Annotated in this window: 24 protein-coding genes; 14 read left to right on the top strand and 10 right to left on the bottom strand. The window is 65.2% G+C overall.

What is annotated here, in order from left to right; all coding sequences use genetic code 11:
* Positions 1 to 14: 14 nt before the first annotated feature.
* From EYF70_RS19705 to EYF70_RS19690, 4 genes are all read right to left on the bottom strand, one after another.
* Positions 15 to 2,057 carry a C1 family peptidase gene (locus tag EYF70_RS19705; RefSeq protein WP_165497745.1) on the bottom strand — a complete coding sequence of 681 codons (2,043 nt, stop codon included), beginning with the start codon at positions 2,055 to 2,057 and terminating at the stop codon, positions 15 to 17.
* 356 nt (positions 2,058 to 2,413) lie between these two features.
* Positions 2,414 to 3,367, bottom strand: coding sequence for an IS1595 family transposase (locus EYF70_RS19700; protein WP_229420466.1), 954 nt, complete (start codon positions 3,365 to 3,367; stop codon positions 2,414 to 2,416).
* Between the two features lie 136 nt (positions 3,368 to 3,503).
* Positions 3,504 to 3,728: a YMGG-like glycine zipper-containing protein gene (locus EYF70_RS19695; protein ID WP_174800456.1), complete on the bottom strand. Its 225-nt coding sequence runs from the start codon at positions 3,726 to 3,728 to the stop codon at positions 3,504 to 3,506.
* Positions 3,729 to 3,789: 61 nt separating this feature from the next.
* Positions 3,790 to 4,101 (bottom strand): BON domain-containing protein, encoded by a 312-nt coding sequence (locus tag EYF70_RS19690; protein ID WP_131146930.1) that lies wholly within the window; start codon positions 4,099 to 4,101, stop codon positions 3,790 to 3,792.
* Positions 4,102 to 4,448: 347 nt separating this feature from the next.
* Here EYF70_RS19690 and EYF70_RS19685 point away from each other — a divergent pair, with 347 nt between their 5' ends.
* The 7 genes from EYF70_RS19685 (at position 4,449) to EYF70_RS19655 (ending at position 8,992) form a co-directional block, all read left to right on the top strand.
* A complete protein-coding gene (locus tag EYF70_RS19685) occupies positions 4,449 to 4,826 on the top strand; it encodes a DUF4398 domain-containing protein (RefSeq protein WP_131146929.1) in 378 nt (125 codons plus the stop codon).
* Positions 4,827 to 4,838: 12 nt separating this feature from the next.
* Positions 4,839 to 5,744 carry an OmpA family protein gene (locus tag EYF70_RS19680; protein WP_229420465.1) on the top strand — a complete coding sequence of 302 codons (906 nt, stop codon included), beginning with the start codon at positions 4,839 to 4,841 and terminating at the stop codon, positions 5,742 to 5,744.
* Between the two features lie 19 nt (positions 5,745 to 5,763).
* Positions 5,764 to 6,300 carry a ferritin-like domain-containing protein gene (locus EYF70_RS19675; protein WP_131146928.1) on the top strand — a complete coding sequence of 179 codons (537 nt, stop codon included), beginning with the start codon at positions 5,764 to 5,766 and terminating at the stop codon, positions 6,298 to 6,300.
* Between the two features lie 76 nt (positions 6,301 to 6,376).
* Positions 6,377 to 6,679 (top strand): ElaB/YgaM/YqjD family protein, encoded by a 303-nt coding sequence (locus EYF70_RS19670; protein WP_131146927.1) that lies wholly within the window; start codon positions 6,377 to 6,379, stop codon positions 6,677 to 6,679.
* 22 nt (positions 6,680 to 6,701) lie between these two features.
* Positions 6,702 to 7,091, top strand: a complete 390-nt coding sequence (locus tag EYF70_RS19665; protein ID WP_131146926.1) for a phage holin family protein — start codon at positions 6,702 to 6,704, stop codon at positions 7,089 to 7,091.
* Between the two features lie 10 nt (positions 7,092 to 7,101).
* Complete coding sequence (locus tag EYF70_RS19660) at positions 7,102 to 7,485, top strand: hypothetical protein (RefSeq protein WP_131146925.1); 384 nt, start codon at positions 7,102 to 7,104, stop codon at positions 7,483 to 7,485.
* Positions 7,486 to 7,831: 346 nt separating this feature from the next.
* Positions 7,832 to 8,992 carry a patatin-like phospholipase family protein gene (locus tag EYF70_RS19655; protein ID WP_131149211.1) on the top strand — a complete coding sequence of 387 codons (1,161 nt, stop codon included), beginning with the start codon at positions 7,832 to 7,834 and terminating at the stop codon, positions 8,990 to 8,992.
* 132 nt (positions 8,993 to 9,124) lie between these two features.
* Here EYF70_RS19655 and EYF70_RS19650 read toward each other — a convergent pair whose 3' ends face one another.
* From EYF70_RS19650 to EYF70_RS19640, 3 genes are all read right to left on the bottom strand, one after another.
* On the bottom strand, positions 9,125 to 9,493 hold the full coding sequence (locus EYF70_RS19650) for a hypothetical protein (RefSeq protein WP_131146924.1): 369 nt from the start codon (positions 9,491 to 9,493) through the stop codon (positions 9,125 to 9,127).
* A 50-nt stretch (positions 9,494 to 9,543) separates the two neighbouring features.
* Positions 9,544 to 9,696 carry a DUF3309 domain-containing protein gene (locus EYF70_RS19645; RefSeq protein ID WP_130185456.1) on the bottom strand — a complete coding sequence of 51 codons (153 nt, stop codon included), beginning with the start codon at positions 9,694 to 9,696 and terminating at the stop codon, positions 9,544 to 9,546.
* A 142-nt stretch (positions 9,697 to 9,838) separates the two neighbouring features.
* Positions 9,839 to 10,282, bottom strand: a complete 444-nt coding sequence (locus tag EYF70_RS19640; protein ID WP_131146923.1) for an outer membrane lipoprotein — start codon at positions 10,280 to 10,282, stop codon at positions 9,839 to 9,841.
* 297 nt (positions 10,283 to 10,579) lie between these two features.
* Between EYF70_RS19640 and EYF70_RS19635 the strand changes: the two genes are divergently transcribed.
* The 3 genes from EYF70_RS19635 (at position 10,580) to EYF70_RS19625 (ending at position 12,798) form a co-directional block, all read left to right on the top strand.
* The gene (locus EYF70_RS19635; protein ID WP_229420464.1) at positions 10,580 to 11,143 is read left to right on the top strand and encodes a hypothetical protein; all 564 of its coding nucleotides are present in this window, start codon (positions 10,580 to 10,582) and stop codon (positions 11,141 to 11,143) included.
* Between the two features lie 63 nt (positions 11,144 to 11,206).
* The gene (locus EYF70_RS19630; protein WP_131146922.1) at positions 11,207 to 11,533 is read left to right on the top strand and encodes a BON domain-containing protein; all 327 of its coding nucleotides are present in this window, start codon (positions 11,207 to 11,209) and stop codon (positions 11,531 to 11,533) included.
* A 71-nt stretch (positions 11,534 to 11,604) separates the two neighbouring features.
* Positions 11,605 to 12,798, top strand: a complete 1,194-nt coding sequence (locus EYF70_RS19625; RefSeq protein ID WP_131146921.1) for an AI-2E family transporter — start codon at positions 11,605 to 11,607, stop codon at positions 12,796 to 12,798.
* 438 nt (positions 12,799 to 13,236) lie between these two features.
* Here the strand turns inward: EYF70_RS19625 and EYF70_RS19620 are convergent, their stop codons facing one another.
* The 3 genes from EYF70_RS19620 to EYF70_RS19610 all read right to left on the bottom strand — a co-directional run bounded on the left by EYF70_RS19620 (position 13,237) and on the right by EYF70_RS19610 (position 16,109).
* Positions 13,237 to 14,148 carry a YihY/virulence factor BrkB family protein gene (locus EYF70_RS19620; RefSeq protein ID WP_131146920.1) on the bottom strand — a complete coding sequence of 304 codons (912 nt, stop codon included), beginning with the start codon at positions 14,146 to 14,148 and terminating at the stop codon, positions 13,237 to 13,239.
* Positions 14,149 to 14,291: 143 nt separating this feature from the next.
* Positions 14,292 to 15,326 carry an OmpA family protein gene (locus EYF70_RS19615; protein WP_131146919.1) on the bottom strand — a complete coding sequence of 345 codons (1,035 nt, stop codon included), beginning with the start codon at positions 15,324 to 15,326 and terminating at the stop codon, positions 14,292 to 14,294.
* 510 nt (positions 15,327 to 15,836) lie between these two features.
* The gene (locus tag EYF70_RS19610) at positions 15,837 to 16,109 is read right to left on the bottom strand and encodes a hypothetical protein (RefSeq protein WP_131146918.1); all 273 of its coding nucleotides are present in this window, start codon (positions 16,107 to 16,109) and stop codon (positions 15,837 to 15,839) included.
* Positions 16,110 to 16,464: 355 nt separating this feature from the next.
* Between EYF70_RS19610 and EYF70_RS19605 the strand changes: the two genes are divergently transcribed.
* The 4 genes from EYF70_RS19605 (at position 16,465) to EYF70_RS19590 (ending at position 20,200) form a co-directional block, all read left to right on the top strand.
* Positions 16,465 to 17,037, top strand: a complete 573-nt coding sequence (locus EYF70_RS19605) for a winged helix-turn-helix domain-containing protein (RefSeq protein ID WP_165497856.1) — start codon at positions 16,465 to 16,467, stop codon at positions 17,035 to 17,037.
* Between the two features lie 183 nt (positions 17,038 to 17,220).
* Positions 17,221 to 18,135 carry a M90 family metallopeptidase gene (locus EYF70_RS19600; RefSeq protein ID WP_131146917.1) on the top strand — a complete coding sequence of 305 codons (915 nt, stop codon included), beginning with the start codon at positions 17,221 to 17,223 and terminating at the stop codon, positions 18,133 to 18,135.
* The gene (locus EYF70_RS19595) at positions 18,135 to 19,508 is read left to right on the top strand and encodes an ATP-binding protein (protein WP_131146916.1); all 1,374 of its coding nucleotides are present in this window, start codon (positions 18,135 to 18,137) and stop codon (positions 19,506 to 19,508) included. The genes EYF70_RS19600 and EYF70_RS19595 overlap by 1 nt, the downstream gene beginning before the upstream one ends.
* 140 nt (positions 19,509 to 19,648) lie before the next feature.
* Positions 19,649 to 20,200 carry a glycine zipper domain-containing protein gene (locus EYF70_RS19590; RefSeq protein ID WP_131146915.1) on the top strand — a complete coding sequence of 184 codons (552 nt, stop codon included), beginning with the start codon at positions 19,649 to 19,651 and terminating at the stop codon, positions 20,198 to 20,200.
* Positions 20,201 to 20,206 lie beyond the last annotated feature (6 nt).

Genomic DNA, 20,206 nt, shown 5'->3' with positions numbered 1-20,206 from the left:
GGAACGCCAGGCGCCTAGAACTCCAGGTCGCGCGCCGTGAACAGGCGTGGCGGCACGCCTTGCAGGATCACACCCATGACCGTGTTCATCGTCACCGGATCGTTGTCGAAGCCGCCGTGCGTATTGCTCTGCGTGCCCATGCCGGACGGTGACACGTTCCCCGCCACGAACACGCCTGGCAGCATGGCGCCCGCGTCGCCGTGCGGCCGGGGCGCCCGCAACGGCGCCAGCGCCGCATCGGCTTCGAGGAATTTCTGCATGCCCAGCAGCGGTATCGCGCGCGACGGTTCGAACGCGTTGCTGACCAGGTACAGCAGCGACTTGCCATAAGGGCCCACGTCGTCGTCGAGTTCGCCCACGTCGCTCAGTACGTACAGCTGCGGCAGCGGGCAGCGCTCGCCCACGGCCGGCTCGAAGAGGCTGCGGTAGTCGGCCACCGTGATGGCTGGCGCCAGCAGCTGGGTGGTTTTCCATGGCACGCCGGCTTCCATCAGCAGCGGCGCCGCCGACGCGGCGAAGATCGAGCCGGCGCTATGCCCGACCACGTGCAGTTCCCACGCCTGCAGCCCGGCCGGCGGCAGCGCGGCGGTGGCCTGGCGCACCGCATTCGCAACGATGCGCATCGCGCCCTGCGCGCCTTCCGATGCCAGGCGGGCGTTTTCCTTCATCTCCTGCCACAGGGCGCCGCCGGGCTTGGCCAGCGTCAGCTCGAACATGCGGTCGCGCGCTTCGCGCACCCAGTCCTTGAACGACCAGCCGGCGCGCTGGTCCTGGCTGGTGAACAGGTCTTCGAGCATGCCGACGGTGGAGCGGAACCAGTCGCTTTCCCACATGATGTGCAGCGGGTAGATCTCGTTTTGCAGGCACACGTCGCGGAACGCCACGACGCGCTTGGCCACGGCTTTCTCGTCGTTCAGGCCACCGTGCAGGAACAGCATCACGCGGCGCTTGCGCCAGCCCGCGGTCTGCCGCGGAATCGTTTCGGCGAACAGGCGGGTGACGTCTTCTTCCGAGGTCCAGTAGTCGCCGCTCTTCGACAGCAGGCCGTTGTTGCCGATGTTGATGACATATGGCCGGATATCGCCGAGCGGGATCACTTCGCCGGCGCGGTGGCGGCCGCTCAGCACGTCGGCCGCGCCGCGTTCCCACAGGTCCGCGGTGACCGGCACGCCCAGCTGCGCCACCCACACGTCGGTCGCATGCATCATGAAGTCCTCGTAGGGCAGCAGGGCGTAGCCGCCGTTGCCCCAGCCGCGGCCCCACGAATTCTGGATGATGAAGCCGCGCGCGGTATAGCCGACGATGGCCACCGCGTGGCCGGCATCGGCGCGCCCCTTGCGCATGATGACGGGCAGCGCCATGGTGGTGGCGCCGTCGACGTCCACGTCCACGGTGGGTTCGTCGCCTTCCAGGCCCCAGCCCTCGTGCACCATCAGCGTGGCGAAGGCGATGCCCGCTTCATTCAGCGCGGCATGCAGGTGGCGCACCTGGCGGAAGTCGACCCGGTAGTAGGCGCCGCCCGGCACCTTGCGGGACAGGATGCCCAGTTCGTCGGTCAGGTGGCCCGGCCCGTGCAGCTCGTCCGGCCAGCGCTCGCGGTCGCACACGCCGTGGCGCTGCCAGCCCTTCATGGCGCCCCGCGCGGACGAGCCTTCGTATTCCTCGCCGGGCCATTCATCGTAGCGCCGCGCCATCTCGTACAGCATGCGCGGACTGACCCGCGTGGCGCAGCCCCGTTGCGCCTGCAGGTAGTTGATCACGGCGGCCAGCGCGAAACCGGTGCAGGCGCCTTCGCGCCCCTGGTCCAGCACTACCGGCACGGCGCCGATGTTGACCAGCTGGTCGGGCAGGGCGCGCAGCGTCGGCCGGTAAGGCCAGTCGCCCGCATCGAAGCGGTCCGGAAAGGCGTCGAACGTGCGGCTCAGCGGTATTTCGACGGATTCGTTTTCCGCGTCGTCGCGCCGCGACGGCGCCTCGGGGCGGGTGGTCTTCGGCGCGGATTCGCGGGCTACGCCGGCGGGCGTGGTCGCGGTGCTGTCATCGGTATGGGTGGTCATCTCGGTCCTCCAGGAATGGGCGTCAGGATGCGCGGCGCGCGCCTGCCCGGGGCGCCGTCGCCGATCGCTTGCGCGAACCCGCGGCCAGGAAGAGTGACTTGTATTTGTAGACTGACAGTATGCGAGCCACCCGCCAGGCGGGCGCTGCGGTGTTGCGGACTCGAGCGATATTTTTGGTGCCGCGAGAATTGGATGGATTTGCGCTATCCATCGGCGGACAATGGGGAGGGGGTAGGAATAGTCTGAACACTTTCCGGCGCACAGCGCCCACAAAAAAGGCGCTGTTAGCGTTAAGTAGCCTTGCCGTTGGTCACGGAACTTTCTTGCATGCCGAACGCGACAAAGAGCCGACGATCCTAGGCTGGCACCACGGCAATGCGCAACCATTGCCGTGGTGTCGTCAACACGGCGCCATCGAGCAGACGCTGCCAGCCGGTGTAATTGGCCAGGTAGCGGCTGGCAACACCATTGAACCGGCGCAACCAGGTCTTGAAGCGGCTATGCCATGCATTGACACCCTGGATATGGATTGCGCCGTGCGCGCGGATGCCGGCGCGCACATTGATCGCTTCGTGCGTGATGCCGGCCTGCGTCGCGAATGCCTGGTACGCCTTGGCGGCATCGGTCACGAGCAGCACATCGGGCGCCAGCACGGGCATCAGGTGTTTCATCAGCTGGCCGGCACTGACCGGGCCGCGGCCCGTGACGAAGTCACAGGTTTGCCGGTTGCGGTCACGGGCAACGAGGATGCAGTCCAGCTCGCTGCTGATGCCGCGCCGGGTGGCCTTGCCGCCACGCTTTCGGGGCGGGCGGTTCAGATGCCGCGAGCCTTTTTGTGATTCGAGATGGTACGTCTCATCCGCCTCGACGATGCCGGACAACTGCGGGCGTGGTGCCCGGAGAACGGCGGCGATGAAACGGTGGCGCCATCGAAAGCTGGTGGACCTGGCTACCGCCACGCGGCTAGCCGCCAAACGCACGGGGATCGACTCGATCACGCACTGAAGATATTGCAGCCACTTGTCGCGCAGGCGCAGACGGGCAAGCGGTGTGCCGGTCAGGGCGTTGAAGCTGCGCCGGCACGCCACGCAGCGGTAGCGCTGCAAGCCACTGGCCTGTCCGCAACGGTGAGATTTCTCGCAGCCGCAGTGCGGACACAACGGCTTTCCGGCGGCTTCCTCGATCAGGCGAAGGCACTGGCCTGGTTGCTCGACGCTGGCCAGAAAGCCCTGCAGCAATGCGACCTGATCTTTTGAAAGCTGTTGCTGCATCAACGCTTCGATCAGTACTCCAACCTCCGCCGTGCCCATGTCGCCTCCTGATATACATGAAGTATCTCAACAGGAAGTCAGATCGTGATTCCGGCAGGAAGTTTCCCCAATTAGCGCGAACAGCGCCACAAAAAACGGAGCACGCGGCTCCGTTGTTGTCAGGGGTTCAGCGGGCTCAGCGGGTCGGCTTGCTGACCTGGTTGCCGATCACGCCGCCGACAGCGGCGCCGCCCACGGTGCCCAGCGCGGAGCCGCCGGACAGGGCGGAGCCTGCCACTGCCCCGACACCGGCGCCGATGGCGGTATTGCGGTCCTGGGCGGACATGTTGGCGCAGGCCGACAGGCCCAGTACGGACGCCACGAGGGTGGCGCGCATTGCGATTTGCTTGATGTTCATGATGCACTCCTTCATAAGTTGCCCAGCGGGTTTGCCGGAGCGGCCGGTCGTGCCGGCGTGGCCGTCACTTCACCTTCATGTCGTTCCTGACGACCTTCACGCCCGTGATGCTGCGTGCCGCCGCCACCGCCTTCTCCGCCTCTTCGGGGCTGGCGGCGAAGCCGGACAGGCGCACTTCACCGTCGTACGCTTCCACCATGATGTCGGCGGGATTCAGGCCGGGCTGGTTGGCCAGGCTGGAGCGCACGTTGGTGGTCAGCGTGCTGTCGCTCATCTCCACGCTGGCCGGCGGCGCTACGTCCACGGACGCGCACGCCACCAGCATCGCCAGCACCAGGCCGGACAGCACAGTAGTCGGGGAAGTCAGGTTGTTCATGGCTCGCTCCTCTTTTGGAAACGGGTGCCGCGGCAGCACCGATGGAACCAGCTTAAGAAAACGGTATAAACCGAACTGTTCGCGAACGCACGCAGTAACGCTTTGTTACGTTTGTGTTCCAGGGTTTAACGTTGCAAGCCAGCTGCCCAGCCAGCCCGGCCACGGAGGAGCGGGCCGTTTCGCCACGCCAGCGTGCGCCAGCGCACCCTGGCACCGCTGCCATGTCGCCGTTGCCGCAACGATATCGGCTTATGTGCGGCACCGTACCGAAGCCATGTTGTCCATTCGGCTATAACTTCACTACGTTCCGCAAACCCAGTCGGATTCACCCATTGAGGAGAAAAAGAATGAGCCCTCGTTATACCCTGCCGATGCTGTGCGCCGTCGCGGCCCTGCTGTCGGCATGCGCCACCGAAAAAGCCCCGGCCACCGCCGACGTTGCCGTGTCGCGCGCCGCCGTTGAAAACGCCGCCCAGGCGGGTGCCGCCGAACTGGCGCCTGCCGAACTGCTGGCTGCCCGCGAGAAGGTGCAGCAGGCCAGCCGCGCGCTGGCCGACAAGGACTACAAGCTGGCACGCGACCTGGCCCAGCAAGCCGAGGCGGATGCCAAGCTGGCCCAGAGCAAGGCCACGTCCGCCAAGGCCACCGATGCCGCCAACGCGGTGCAGGACAACGTTCGCGTGCTGCGCGAAGAACTCGACCGCGCCAACAGCGCCAACCAGTAAAGGAGGAGCACCATGAGCACAAGCCCAATGACGCGCAAGCTGACGCCCCTGCTGGTGTCGCTGGCCATCGCCCTGTCCGCCTGCAGCTCCACGCCGCTGACCACCAGCACGCTGGACCAGGCCCGCAGCGATTACGTGGCGGCGCAGAGCAACAGCGCCGTGTCGCAATACGCGGTGCGCGAGTTCAACGAAGCCACCGCGGCACTGAATGCCGCCAACAATGCCGCTTCCGAGCGCGAAAGCATCGAGAAGGTCGACCAGCTGGCCTATGTGGCCAAGCAGAAGATCGCCACCGCGCAGGAAGTGGCGCGTGCCCGCAAGGCCGAAGTGGACCTGAAGCAGTCGGCCCAGGAGCGCGAGCAGGTGCGCCTGCAGGCCCGCACCGCCGAGGCCGAAGCGGCCAGGCGCTCGGCCGAACAGGCACAGGCCGAAGCGGAAGCGGCGCGTGCCCGCGCCGAGCAGGCCAACGCCGCCACCCAGAGTGCCCAGGCACAGACCCAGGCCCTGGCGGCGCAACTGGCCGAACTGCAGGCCAAGCAAACCGAGCGCGGCACCATCATCACGCTGGGCGACGTGCTGTTCAATGTCGACCAGGCCGTGCTCACGTCCGGCGGCCAGGCCACCGTGCAGAAGCTCGCCACGGTGCTGCGCGAGAACACCGACCGTACCGTGCTGATCGAAGGTTTCACCGACAGCACCGGTTCCACCGCCCACAACCTGGAACTGTCGCAGCGCCGCGCCGAAGCGGTGCGCAGCGCGCTGTCGCAAGCGGGCATCGACCGTTCGCGCGTGGAAGTGCGCGGCTATGGCGAAGCCTACCCGGTGGCCGGCAATGAAACGGCGGGCGACCGCCAGCTGAACCGCCGTGTCGAGATCGTGCTGTCCGAACCGGGCAAGCCGATCCAGGCACGTCGCTGATTACACCGAAAGGAACACCATGTCCGAAACGACCCCCACCCAGGCCAGCGGTATCGATACCGCGGCCATCCGCGCCGCCGCACAGAACCTGTCGGACGGCGCGGTCACGGCAGGCTACAAGGGCGACCGCGAAGCCGTGCTGAAGATGCTGAACGACGCGCTCGCAACCGAGCTCGTCTGCATCAACCGCTACAAGCGGCATTACTACACCGTCAGCGGCAAGAACAATTCGGCGGTCAAGGCCGAGTTCCTCGAACACGCCGGCGAAGAAGAAAAGCATGCCGACTGGCTGGCCGAGCGCATCGTGCAGCTGAACGGCGCGCCCGACTACAACCCGGCCACGCTGCACGAACGCAGCCATGCCGAATATGACGATTCGCTCGAGGTGCAATCGATGGTCCGCGCCAACCTGATCGCCGAGCGCGTGGCCATCGAAGCTTACCGGCAGATGATCGAAAAGATCGGCGACACCGATCCCGTCACCACGCAGCTGCTGGTCAAGATCATGGCCGAGGAAGAAGAGCACGCGGATGACATGCGGGATCTGCTCGAGTGAGCATGTCGCGCGATTTGCTCGAATGAGCATGCCGTTGTAAAGTTGATACTCAACACTGTGAAAAGGAGCTTTAATCATGCTGGAAAATAACATCAGTACCGTCAACAACGACGTGAAAACCCTGGTCAAAGACGCGCAAGCCCTGTTCACTGCCGCCACCGCACTGACTGGCGAAAAGGCGGAAGAACTGCGCGGCCGCGGCATGCGCGCGCTGGATTCGGCGCTGGCCAAAGCCCAGGATGCACAGGTGAAGGCGGTTGAAACCGGCAAGCAGGTCGCCGCCAGCACCGATGTGTATGTGAAGGAAAACCCATGGCGTTCGATCGCCGTGGCGGCCGGCGTCGGCCTGCTGGTCGGTGTGATCCTGGGTCGTAAATAAACCCCCGGAACTGGGAGACGCCATGGAGCACTCCGAGCATACCGAACCGCGCGCTCCCGGCCTGATCGGTTCGTTGTCGGGATTGGTCAAGAACGCCTTGCGTCTTGTCCTGTCCCGCCTCGAACTGGCACTGGCGGAACTGTCGGAAGCCCGCGACCATCTCATCCGGCTGGCGGTGCTGTTCGCGCTGTCGATCCTGGCGGCATGGTTCGCGATCGCTTTCGGCACCGCGACACTGGTCTTCCTGCTGTGGGATGCGCTGGGCTGGAAGATCCTGCTGATCCTTGCCGTGGTCTTCGTGGTGATTGCCTACCTTCTCGTGAAGGCGGCGATGGCCAAGGTCCGCAACGGCTCGCTGGCGCTGCCGGCGACGATGGCGGAACTGAAGGCCGACCGCGACATGCTGTTGTGAAAGGAAAGCGATGAGCGACAACGAACAACGCAAGGCCGCGCTCGATGCCACCAAGGCACGGCTGATCAAGGAAGGTGAGCTGTACCGCATCGGCGTACTGGCCGGCAAGCACCACATGGCCCAAGCGCTGCACCCTGAGGTGCTGCTGCATGGCGCTGTCGACCTGGCGGTCGGCACGGTGCAAACGCGGCTCGCCGGCGTGATCGGCGGTACCGCGGCCGCGGCGGGCGCCGGTGGACTGCTCGCCAACTACAAGACGATCATGCCGATCGCCATGTCGGTGGGCTCGTTCATTTCGCGCAAGCGTCTTGTGAAGCCGGCGATCGGCGTCGGTGCCGTGCTGGCCGCGGTCGGCGCTTGGCTGTACAAACGCAAGCAGAGCGGCTCGCTGTAAAGCGCGCATGCGTCGCCCCGAACGCCGCGGACTTCCGCGGCGTTTTTTTTGCACCGTACGGCAGAGCTCGTGTCATGGTGCCTGGAAGGAGTGATCCCTTGCAAGGGATCACCGCATTGCAGGCGCGGTGCGGTGCACCACGAATTCCCTGCAATGCCCCCCTGACACGGCCTCATCGTTGGGACATGGCCGAGCTCGTGTCATGGTGCCTAGGCACGGGCCCAGCCGTTTCGATCCAGGCCCGGCGCGCGTGACGGTGGCGCGCTACAATCCCTGCCAGTGCTTTTCTTCAACGAGGAGGTGTGCCTTGAGCGATGCGGATTCCCATCCACTGAACCCGAATGGCATGCGCGTCGTGCTCGTGCTGCAGGGTGGCGGGGCGCTGGGTGCCTACCAGGCCGGGGTGTACCAGGCGCTGCACGAACACGGCCTGGCGCCGGACTGGGTCGTGGGCACCTCGATCGGCGCGATCAATGCCGCGCTCCTGGCCGGCAACCGGCAGGAAGACCGGCTGCAGCGCATCCGGGAATTCTGGGACCGCATGTCGCAGCGCGATCCCTACAATCCCCGGTGGATGACCGAGGCGCAGCGGCGCCAGAATATCCGGCTGTCGACGCTGCACGCGATGGTGTCCGGCATCCGCGGCTTCTTCCGGCCGCGGCCGTTCAGTCCGTTCGGGCTGGGCTTGCAGGTGCCCGCCGAGCAGGCCAGTTTCTATGACACCGAGGAGCTGGCGGCCACGCTGAACGAACTGGTCGATTTCGATGTGCTGAACAGCCCGGAGGGCATGCGCCTCACCGTCAATGCGCTGCGCGTCTCGACTGGCGGCCTGGTCAGCTTCGACAGCCTCGATCCGGGGCGCATCACCGCCGACCACATCCGCGCCAGCGGGGCACTGCCGCCCGGTTTCGCGGCGGTGCGCATCGATGGCGAGCTGTACTGGGATGGCGGCCTGTATTCGAATACGCCGCTGCAGACCGTGCTGGACGACACGCACCGGCCGGTCGATACGCTGTGCTTCATGGTCGACCTGTGGAGCGCGCAAGGGCCGGAGCCCGACACGTTCGAGGAAGTGCAGACGCGGCAGAAGGACGTGACCTTCGCCTCCCGCTCGCAGCGCCATCTCGACGACTACGTCAAGGTGCGCCGCCTGCAGCAAAAGCTGCGCGAGCTGTACGCTTCGATGCCGCCGGCGCAACGCACTGCGCAGCACGCGCGCGACCTCGCCAATCTCGGCTGCGACACGACGCTGCACGTGGTGCGCATTCCCTATGCCGGCCACGACTGGCACATGCCGCTGAAGGACATCAATTTCTCGCAAGGATCCGTGGAGTGGCGCTGGAGCCAGGGCTATGCCGATGCGCAGCGTGCCATCGGGGCGGCGGGCTGGCTCGCCTTCGTCTCGGAAGATACGCCGCTGGTGGTGCACGAGCTGCCGCCATTGCCGGATTCGCCGGCCGCGGGCGCGCAGCAGCTGCCGCTTGGTCCCGAGGAAGCGGCGCGCTGAGCGGCAGCCCCCGATCCACGGTCCGCAATCGACGTTCCGTAACCGGCAGCCTGCCGCCAGCAAACCGCAACCGCAACCGCAGTCAGCAGCCCCAGTCCGCAACCCGCAGTCCGCAACCCGCAGTCCGCAACCTTATTCCGACGGCCCGGCGGTGTCGTACACGCCGCCCATCTGGTTCGACTGCGCCACCAGTTCCTTCACATTGGCCATGTCGCGCTGGTAGGTTGCGCGGGCCTCCCGCATGCAGGCCTGGCGGTCGGCGCGGCCGGCTTTCTTGCAGTCGTTCATCGCCTCATTGAGCGCCGCGCCGATTTCCTTGCGCTTGGTGGCGATCTGCGCCTGCACCGAGCCGTCGGCCTTCATCCAGCGCGCCGGCTCGCCGCGGGCGAGTTCCCGTTCCTGGTGCTGCGCCATGGCCGGCGATGTGCTTTGCGCCCATGCCGTGCTGCCCAATCCGGCAAGGCCGGCGGCCAGCGCGGCACCGATGATGATCCGTTTCATGATGTACCCCCATCAAGTGAGCGGGGCGCCGCAGCGCCCCGTGTTTTCCTTTACAGCCTGCCTGTCAGCAGCATGATCAGCAGCACGACGACAATCAGGCCGGCGATGCCGCTGGGCGCGTAGCCCCAGTTCCTGCTGTGCGGCCAGGTCGGCAGTGCGCCGATCAGAACGAGTACCAGAATGATCAAGAGAATGGTGCCCATGGTTGCTCCTTTATGTGTTGGTGTGATTCCTGGGACTCTGTCGCAACGCGCCACGCGGGACGCGCGATGGGGAAGCGCCTGCCGATCACGGCGCGCTTCCGTTGGTCCGCAGCGGTGCCGGCAGCGTGCCGCCGTACCGTGGTCAGTAGCGGTAGACGCGGCCGTCGACCATCCGCACGCGGCTGCCCACGCGCAGGTCGTAAGCGTTGTCCTGGTTCACGGTGCGGTAGTCGCCGTTATCCAGGCGGATGCTGATCTGGTACATGTCGTGCGGGGCATTGCGGTTCGATTCGATCTGGTTGCCGACGACGGCCCCGCCGATCGCGCCGGCCGCCGTGGCCGCGGTGCGGCCGCCTCCCGATCCGATCTGGTTGCCCACGAGGGCCCCGACCAGGCCGCCCGCGACCGCCCCTGCACCACTGGTGGCGGGATCCACGCGTACGACCTGGATATTCTCGATCGTGCCGTAGGTGGATGCATCGGCCTGGGTCGAGTAGTTGGTGCTGGTCGGTTGATTACTGGCGCAACCCGCGGTCAGCAGAGTGACCGCGACCATCGCTGCGCTCAAGGCGTGAGTTGGTTTCATTTCGATCCTCCTTGATGATGTGGCGCCAGATTAGTCCCGCGACGCGGCCGGGGTCTGTGCGATGCCGCACCCTGTCCTGCCGAGCCGCAGCCGGCAGGGCAGGGCACTCAAGTTGTTGTAAAACTTGCACTGAATGTACGCCAGCGTACAGAAAGGCCGGCCCGGTTAGCGGACACTGTCGTCATGGAGAACAGGCATGGAGCGATCGGCATGAAGGCGGCACCTGTCGTAACAGAGCGCGCATTGAAGTGCCCGACAGAGCGCCCGGCAGACGGCGCTGCAGATGGCGCGGCAAACATGGCAGGACGAAGCGCGATGCGTGCGCTGCTGACGCACGCGGCCAGCATCGTATTGTTTGCATGCGCCACGGCGGCCAGTGCCGCCACGCCGGAAGCGAAAGCGCTGTTCGAGCAGGCCAGGGCGGCCGCGACCGCGGAATACAAGGCGGTGCGCGAGCGCTGCAACAGCCTGGCAGGCAATCCGAAGGATGTGTGCATCGCCGAGGCCAAGGCCGCGCGGGTACGCGCCGAAGCCGATGCCACGGCGCAGTTCCGCAACACGCTGCGGGCCTATACCAAGGCGCGCATCGACATCGCCAATGCCGACTTCGCGCTGGACCGCACCCGCTGCGCCGCGCTGGCGGGCAACGAACGCGATGTCTGCGTGGAACGGGCCAAGGCCAGCCGCACGGCGGCGCTGGCCGATGCGCGGGCGGACAAGAAAGTCATCGAGGCGCGCAGCGATGCGCGCGAGGACAAGAGAATCGCCGAGTACAAGGTGGCCGCGGAAAAATGCGACGCCTTGTCCGGCACGGCCAAAGACCAGTGTGTCGCGGCTGCGAAATCCCAGTTCGGCTATTGAGGTCGGCCGCTGGTCAGAAGCTCGTTTCCGGGCATTTTTACAACACGAAGAAGGAGTACTACCATGATCGCTAAAAAATTCGTCGCTCAAAAAATCGCCACTGCCGTCTTCACCGCCGCCACCGTGTTCACCGTTGTCGGCTGCGCCGGCTCGGCCACCAAGGAAGGCACCGGCGAATACATCGACGACGCCGTCATCACCACCAAGGTGAAGTCGTCGATCTTCAACGAGCCGACCCTGAAAGCCACCGAGATCAACGTGGAAACGTTCAAGGGCACCGTGCAGCTGTCCGGCTTCGTGGCCCAGCCGGGTGACATCACCAAGGCCGGCGAGATCGCCCGCGGCGTGAAGGGCGTGCAGTCGGTGAAGAACGACATCCGCGTCAAGTAACCGGGACGCGGCCGGACCGTCCAGTGGGCCCCCATTGAGGCACCCGGGCGGCACCGGTCGCGATGCATTGGATGGACCGTCCGCACATCGTTTCCCAGGAGCCGGCTGCACCGGCCGAGCAAGCACCGGAAGGCGGCGAGCACGCGTCCAAGCTGCAGTTACCCCTGCATGTGCATGCCAAGGGGCTGGCGCTGGGCATCATCGCCACCGTCGCCTTCCTGTATGCGCTGCAGTGGGGCAGGAACTTCCTGGTTCCCCTGTTGTTGGGAATCTTCATCGCATACACCCTCAATCCCCTCGTCAACTGGCTCGAACGCCTGCACGTCAAGCGCATCATCGGCGCCACGCTGGTGACCGGCGCGATCTTCGGCGGCTCCGTCGTCGTCATCGACAAGGTGCATGGCGAATTCCAGAACATCGTCGAGGAATTGCCGACCATTACCCATAAGCTTTCCCGCCTGCTCGCCTCCACCACGGGGTCCAGCACCAGCACCATCTCGCGCATCCAGGCCGTGGCCAACGAAATCGAGCAGGTCACCGCGGGCAGCAGCGCGCGGCGCGCCGCCAAGCGGCAGCAGGAGGCCACCGTGGCCGCCGCCACCGCCAATACCGGCGGGATCCGCGTGATGGACTGGGTGTGGGTCAGCGCACGCGGGCTGGTCGGTTTCCTCTCGCAGGCGACGATGGTGATCTTCCTGGTGTTCTTCCTGCTGCTGTCGGGCGACACGTTCAAGCGCAAGCTCGTCAAGCTGACCGGGCCTTCGCTGACGAAGAAGAAGATCACCGTGCACATCCTGGAAGACATCAACACGTCGATCCAGGCCTACATGTTCATGCTGCTGGTGACCAATGTGCTGCTGGCGCTGCTGATGTGGATCGCGCTGCGCGCCATCGGCCTGGAGAACGCCGGCGCCTGGGCCATCGTGGCCGGGCTGCTGCACATCATGCCGTACTTCGGGCCGCTGCTGATCACCAGCGCCACCGGCCTGGTCGCCTTCCTGCAATTCGAATCGCTGCAGATGGTGCTGCTCGTGACCGGCGCGTCGCTCGGCATCGCCACGCTGGTCGGCACCTTCGTCACCACCTGGATGACGGGCCGCATCGCCCGCATGAACGCCGCCGCCGTCTTCGTCAGCCTGCTGTTCTGGGGCTGGCTGTGGGGCGTGTGGGGGCTGCTGCTGGGCGTGCCCGTGATCGTGATCGTCAAGGTGGTCGCCGAGCGGGTGGAGGGGATGGAGATCGTCGCCGAACTGCTGGGCGAGTAGGGCGCACACGGCCTACTTGCTTGCCGGTGGCCAGTTCTCGCGGCCCGGCCGGCGCCAACGTAAAACCCGTGACAGGCTCCGATTCTTTCGGATTCCCCGGCAACACTCCAGAGATCCGCTTCGATAAGCCCACCCCAAGTGCGGATTCCGGGGTCAGGGAGAATGAAATGGAGTACTGGCCTGCAGGCCAGTACCGCTACGCCGGCAAGGAGCGATGCTCCTTGAAACCCCGGCTACGCCCCGGCGGGGTGAAGCAGGGGTTTCGCGAAGCATGCTTCGCGCCTGCGGAACGATGCTGGCATGCATGCCAGCATTCCTTCCTGACCCCAGCCCTTCGCTGTTGGGGTGAATGCATGCGCTTTCAATGTGCTGGATAACGCTCGAGTTAACGGCTTTCGAGCCTGTCACCGGTTTTGCCACCGCTCTTGCCGGTGAGTCCTACTTCGCCTTCACCTTCAGCTTGCCGTTTTCATCGCGCGGATGATGCTTCAGGCTGCCGATCTGCAGCGCGTACTGGCGGGCGAACTCGGCACCGAGGAAGAAGATCTGCGCCGAGTAATACACCCACAGCAGCAGCGCGATCGTGGAGCCGGCGGCACCGAAGCTGCTGGCCACGCCGCTGTTGCCGATATAGGCGCCGATGCCGAACTTGCCGATCATGAACATGATGGCGGTGCCGATCGCGCCGATGATCACGTCTTGCCAGGCCAGCTGGATGCGCGGCAGCAGCTTGTAGATCACGCCGAACATGGCGGCGATCACGAGGAAGCTGATGGTGTGGTTCAGCACGGTGATCAGCACCGTCGCGTCCGGCCAGTAGCGGTTCCAGAAACGCTGGAAGATTTCCAGCGCGGCGCTGACCACGAGCGACGTCAGCAGCAGGAAACCCAAAGCCAGCACCAGCCCGAACGACAGCAGCCGCGTGCGGATCGTGTCCCACACGGTATTGTCGGTCACCGGCGGCAGTTGCCAGACTTCGTCCAGGCTCGCCTTCAGCTCGGCGAACACGCTGGTGGCGCCGAACAGCAGCAAAGCGCCGGCGATCAGCGTGGCGATCTTGCCTTCTTCCTCGTTGTGCGCGCCGGCCAGGATCAGCTGGATCGCTTCCGCGCCCTGTGCGCCGACCATGCCGCGCAGTTGCGCGAACAGCTCGCCCTGGGCGGCTTCCTTGCCATAGAAAATGCCGGCGATCGCGATCACGAGCACCAGGATCGGAGCGAGCGAGAACAGCGTATAGAACGCCAGCGCCGCACCCTTGCTGCTGCCGCGGTGGTCGAACCATTCCATCAGCGCGCAATACAGCAGGTTGGGGACCTTCTTGGCGATATGGGGGAACTTTCTCCAGTTCATTATCTGCTCCGTTTAAAAAAAAAAAAAAAAGGGGCCGAAGCCCCTTTTTTGTACAGCGATCGTCGTGGACCGCAGCGGTGAGCTGGCCTGGCCAGTCATCGCTGCGGAAACCCGCCAGACAGCAGGTCGTTCCGTTACGCCGATCAGTTCACGCGACGTTCGATCGTGATCTGCTCGACTTCGACGCGGCGGTTCGGTTCCAGGCACTTGATCAGGTCCGAGCGCTTCTTGTCGTTGCACTGGACGATCGGCTGGGATTCGCCCTTGCCTTCGGTGGTCAGGCGGTCGGCGGCGATGCCCTTGCCGACCAGGTATTCCTTGGCGGCGGCGGCGCGTTTTTCCGACAGCGTCTGGTTGTACTTCTCGGAACCGATACGGTCGGTGTGGCCGGAGATCGTGATGCCCGTCAGGCTCGGGTTCTCGGTCAGCACGCGCGCGATGTCATCGAGCTTCGGCTGTTCGCCGCGCAGCTTGGCGCTGTCGAACTCGAACAGTTCGGTGGCCGACATCGTGACCTTCTCGAAGCGTGCCGGTGGTGGTGGCGGTGGCGGCGGAGCGACCGGTGCCGGTTCAGCAGCGGCTACTGGCGGCGGTGCCGGTGGTGCCGATGGCTGCGGCGACGGGCCCAGCGCGTAGTTGAAGCCCACGGTGGCGTAGACGTTGTTCGAACGGTCGTGACGGAAGTCGTCGCTGCCGATGAAGCCGTACACACTGCGCACATCCGCCTGGAACGACCAGCGGTCGTTGATGACGGACTGGAAGCCCAGGCCGGCCGACACGTACGGCGAGGTACGCTGCGGTTCGGCCAGGCTGCGGAACGGGTTTTCCTTGTCGCGCTGGGCACCGAGGCCGACCAGCACGAACGGGCGGAAGGTCTTGCGCGAGAACAGGTACAGGAAGTCGACACCCAGCGTTTCTTGCTGGTAGCGCGCGCCGTTCTCGCTGGAGCGGGCGTAGGTGTAACCCAACTGGATATCCCAGTTTTCCGACAGCGGCTTACCGAACTTCAGGCCGCCACCATAGCCGGTCTTGTCGGTCGCCCAGTCGGAGTCTGGTTTCATGGCGTTGACGCTGGGCTGGATGTACCAGTTCGGATTGATGACGGCATCCTGCGCCGAGGCGGCGAAGGAAGCGCACAGCAGGGCTGCGGCGATTGCGATCTTGTTGGATTTATTCACTGATAACTCCTGATGCGTTGGAAGAAATTTTTATCAACAGCAATATTGAGAGAAGTCGCTGTGGCTGTTCTTGGCCAGCTCTGCTTTCAATTGCAGCTTTTGCATTGCTGTTGCGTCAAGTTTATGGTGCTGGCAACCCCACCTTCGGTGCGGTACCGCACAATAAGCTTGCGTTATATCAAATGTGTGGCGATATTACAACGGGAACTGAAACATTGTCCTTCCATCCAACGGGAGGGAAGCCGAAAAAAACGCGCCATCTCGGCGCGTTTCATGGGCATGTCGTCTGCGATCTCGTTGTCGTGAGCAACCCATGTCGTGAGTAACTCATGTGTTGAGAACTCATGTCGTGAGCAACTCATGTCGTGAGCACCCCAGCCTGAACCCCGCTCGACACCTCCGGCTGGGGCAAAGCCCTTTGCTGGATCACGCCCTTGCTGCTGTCCCGTTGCGAAGGAATGCCTTCGCAAAACCAGGCTTCCCTGAGGAAGCCCGCTACCGGGAAGGCGCTTACTGGGTCGTGGTGCCGCCAGCTGGCGGCGTGGTGCCGGCCGGCGTGGTGCCGGTGCCTGCCGGAGCCGTGGTGTCGGCTGGCGGGGTGGTGGTATCGGCCGGTGGCGGCGTCATGGTGTCGGCCGGTGCGGCGGCCGGGGCTGCCGGCTCGGTTGCGGCCGGTGCCGTGGCAGGTGCCGTGGTGTCGGTCGCCGGCACGGTGTTTTCGGTCTTGTTGCAGGCCGACAGGCTCAGGGCGGTGATGGCCGCCAGCAGGATGGAGTATTTCATGGTGTGTCCTCTCTTTAAGGTTGGTCCGGGATGCACTTTAAACAACAAGAACCAGCCGTTCTGTTCGCGAGCGCACATTCAAGGCCGAACGTGGCGGTTTGAATACATCGCGAATTCCATGCAGATACGGCGCGAAGACATCGCGATGGCGCCAGCAGTGCGCCGAAGTGGCTTTAACTTTTGAACCATTTTATGTTCGTTGCCGCACAGACTTGTACAACGCATAACGGCAATCTGGAGCCCAATGAAGGAATGAATGCGCAGTGACCCCGCACCGCGCTAACCGGCTACCGTTATAAGGAGTGTTCAAATGCACGCAATCAGAGATTCTCACGACCTGTCGAACAGCGATGTGATGGCCTCCCAGCCCGCCGCGAAGCCGCGCCTGGCGCTGGTGGAGCGCCCGGGTCCGGGGACCGAGCGCAAGGCATTGTCGCTGGCGCCGATCGAGCGCGTACGGTCCACCTCGGCCACGCTGCGCCGTATCGAAAACATGCAGAAACTGATCGGCGAACTGCAGCAGCATGAAATGCTGGCCGACGAAATCGCATGGTTCCTCAAGTTTTCCCCGTCCGGCGCCCGCAAGTACATCCGCGACCTGCGCGAAGCGGGCGTGATCGAACTGGCCCGCTATATCGAGGGCACCGCCACCTACCTGGGCAAGGCCGTCTACCGGCTAACCCCGGATGCCGAGCGCGTGCAGGCCTTCCTGGCCGCGATCGCCCAGCCGAAACGCGAAGGCTCGCCGCCGCGCAAGGAACGCCCGAGCCTGCGCGAGCAGAGCATGGCCGGCAGCGGCCGCCACTTCCATATCCTGGCGGACGATACGCATTACGCGATCCGCGTGAACCGCGGCCCCGTGACGCGCGACCCGCTGGTGGCCGCCCTGTTCGGCGCCCCGCAATCGCTGCAGAAGGCCCAGCAGTAAGGACGGCCGGCGGCGCGGCGTCGCCAGCGCTCGCGCGGCGACCCGGCCGGCCTGCCGCGCGGAACCGGTTTCGGACCGCTTCCGTACAGGGCCGCGCAGCTTGTAATTTGTTCACTGCGCATTGATTGAATTGCCGGCAACGCTCCCCATCTGTGGCGACATATATCGTTATGGACGGCCACTATGGACGCATTGCTTGGTTTGACGGTCGTGGCGCTGGCAGTGGCCACGCCATTCCTGTATCCCCGCCTGACCTTGCGCCGGGCATTGGCCCGGCCACTGCCGCCAGCCGCGCTTGCGGCGCTGCGCCGCTACGTTCCCATCCATGATCGCCTCGCGCCGGAGCTGCAGGAACAACTGCACCGGCTCGTCAAGCAATTCCTCCACCAGAAAAAGTTCGTCGGCTGTGCCGGGCTCGACGTCACGGACGAGATGCGCGTGGCCATTGCCGGCCAGGCTTGCCTGCTCCTGCTGAACCGCGCCACCGGCGTCTATCCTTCGCTGCGCACGATCCTGCTGTACCCGGGCGCCTTTGCCGCGGCGCGGCAGGACGTGGGGCCGGGCGGTGTCGTCACGCATTTCCGCCAGACCATGCTGGGCGAGTCGTGGCAGGATGGCCGCGTGGTGCTGTCCTGGGACGATACGGAGCGTGGCGCGCTGGCCTGGGATGGCCATAACGTGGTGCTGCACGAATTCGCCCACCAGCTCGACAGCGAATCGGGTGCCACCAATGGCGCACCGTACCTGGGCAGTAGCGAAAACTACCGCAACTGGTCCGAGGTCCTGTCCCGCGATTATGCGCACCTGCGCCGCGCCGCCTGGATGGGCAGCCAGGACAGCGTGCTCGATCATTACGGCGCCACCAGTCCGGCCGAGTTCTTCGCCGTCGCCACCGAGACATTCTTCGGCAAGCCATGGCAGCTGGCGCAGCGCCACCCGGCGCTGTACGACGAGCTGGCGAAGTATTACCGTGTCGATCCGCGCGCGTGGCTGGACGAACCGCCGGCCGCGTTCGAGCCGGACCATCCGGCATCGCTGGGGCCAGCCGTGTCGCCGGCGCTGCCCGCCAACCGCTCGTTCGCCTGGGCCAGCTGGTAATGCACTTCGAAGAGTACGATGCCTCGCTTCCACCCGCCGCGCCTTCCGGCGCGGCTCGCTCCGATCCAGCGCCTGCCGGCCCGGCCAGCTCCGATCCCGCGCCAGCCGGCGCCGTGCCTTCCGATCCCGCGCTGTCCACCCGCCTGCAATACCTGATCGACAACACCCCGGCGCTGATCTACTCCACGGTGCCGAGCGGCGACTTCAAGATGACGTTCGTCAGCAATAACGCCTTCAACATGCTGGGCTACCGGCCTGCGGAAATGCTGGCGGACCCGAATTTCTGGTTCGACCATATCCATCCCGACGACAAGCCGCGCATCGTTGCCAGCCTGGCCGAAGTGTTCACCGAAGGGCAGCGGGTATACGAATACCGTTTCCGCACGGCGGACGGGCGCTACCTGTGGATGCACGATACCCTGCGGCTGATCCGCGACGCGGCTGGCCGGCCGCTGGAAGTGATCGGCGCGCTGACCGACATCACCGACCGCAAGGCAATGGAGGAGGCGCTGCTGGCGAAAGGCATCGAACAGCAGCAGCTGATCGGCAAGCTGCGCGAAGCCCATGAGCAGTTGCTGCAGGCCGAAAAGTTGGCCTCCATCGGGCAACTGGCGGCCGGCATCGCGCACGAGATCAATAACCCGATCGGCTTCGTCAATTCCAACATGAGTTCGCTGCAAGGCTACGTGGGCGCGCTGCTGCGGCTGGTCGACGAGTACCACGGCGCCATTGCCGGGTACCCTGAGCTGATCGGCCACATGGCGCCGCTGCGGCGGGATGCCGACCTGGACTTCCTGCGCGACGACGCCACGGCGCTCATCGGCGAATCCATCGACGGCTTGCGGCGCGTGAAGGAAATCGTGCAATCGCTGCGCGAGTTCTCGCACGTCGGTGAAACGGAATGGCAGTTCGCCGACCTGCACCGCGGGCTGGACAGCACGCTGAACATCGTTGCCAACGAATTGAAGTTCAAGGTCACCGTGGTCAAGGAATACGGCAACCTGCCCCTGGTGGAGTGCCGCGCGTCGCAATTGAACCAGGTCTTCATGAACCTGCTCGTCAATGCCGGCCAGGCGATCGCCGAACGGGGCGTGATCCGTATCCGTACCGGCGTGCAGGGCGACTGGGTATGGGTGGAAATCGCCGATACCGGCGCCGGCATCGCGCCGGAGCACCTGACCCGCATCTTCGAGCCATTCTTCACCACCAAACCGGTGGGCAGCGGCACCGGCCTGGGGCTGTCGCTGTCGTATGGCATCGTCAACCGGCATGGCGGGCGCATCGAGGTCCAGTCCCAGCCGGGCCAGGGCACCGCGTTCACCGTCTGGCTGCCACAGCGCCCGCCGCATCGGGAAGCTGGCGCCGCTGGCTGACGCATCGCTTCGCACTCCCTGATTCCGCTATCACGATGCCGGCCGGCGAACTTGCGCCAGGCTATGTGCGTCAACGTACGGAAACACACTGGAGCGCGCGGCAAGCTGAGTGCGTCCAATTCATGCAGGAGATAACAATCATGACAACCATCATCGCCGGTCATTTCCAGCTGCAGGAACAAATCGACGGCGCACGCCAGGCCCTGCTGGAAGCGGGCTACCCGGAAGACCGCATCAGCTCGTTTTATGTGAACCAGCCCGGCCAGCATGACATGCATGCCCTGGGCGGCGACCGCACGCTGTCGCCTGGCGCCAAGGATTCCCCGGAAGGCCTGGCGAAGGGGGCCGCCACCGGCGGCGCGATCGGCGCGGCCATCGGTGCCGCGACGGTGCCGCTGACCGGCCCCGCCGGCCCGGTGGTCGGCGGCCTGCTCGGCGCGCACGTGGGCTCGCTGTACAGCTTCTCGCACATGAAGGAGAAGGGCGAACCGGAGCAGGGCGGCGAAAACACCGTCGCACCGCGCAAGTCCGGCATGCTGGTCGCGGTCGCCTTGCCGGATGGCGACGAGGACCGCGTCGTGCAGCTGCTGCGCAGGCTGGGCGCCAACGACATCGAGCGCGCCGACGGCACCATCGCCGGTGGCGACTGGAAAGACTTCGATCCACTGTCGCTGCCGCGGCGTATCGCCTGATCGGCG

The organism is Pseudoduganella albidiflava (assembly GCF_004322755.1).
Lineage (GTDB): Bacteria > Pseudomonadota > Gammaproteobacteria > Burkholderiales > Burkholderiaceae_D > Rugamonas > Rugamonas albidiflava.
The sequence above is the reverse complement of the archived record's forward strand: the minus strand, read 5'-3'. Positions and strand labels throughout refer to the sequence as shown.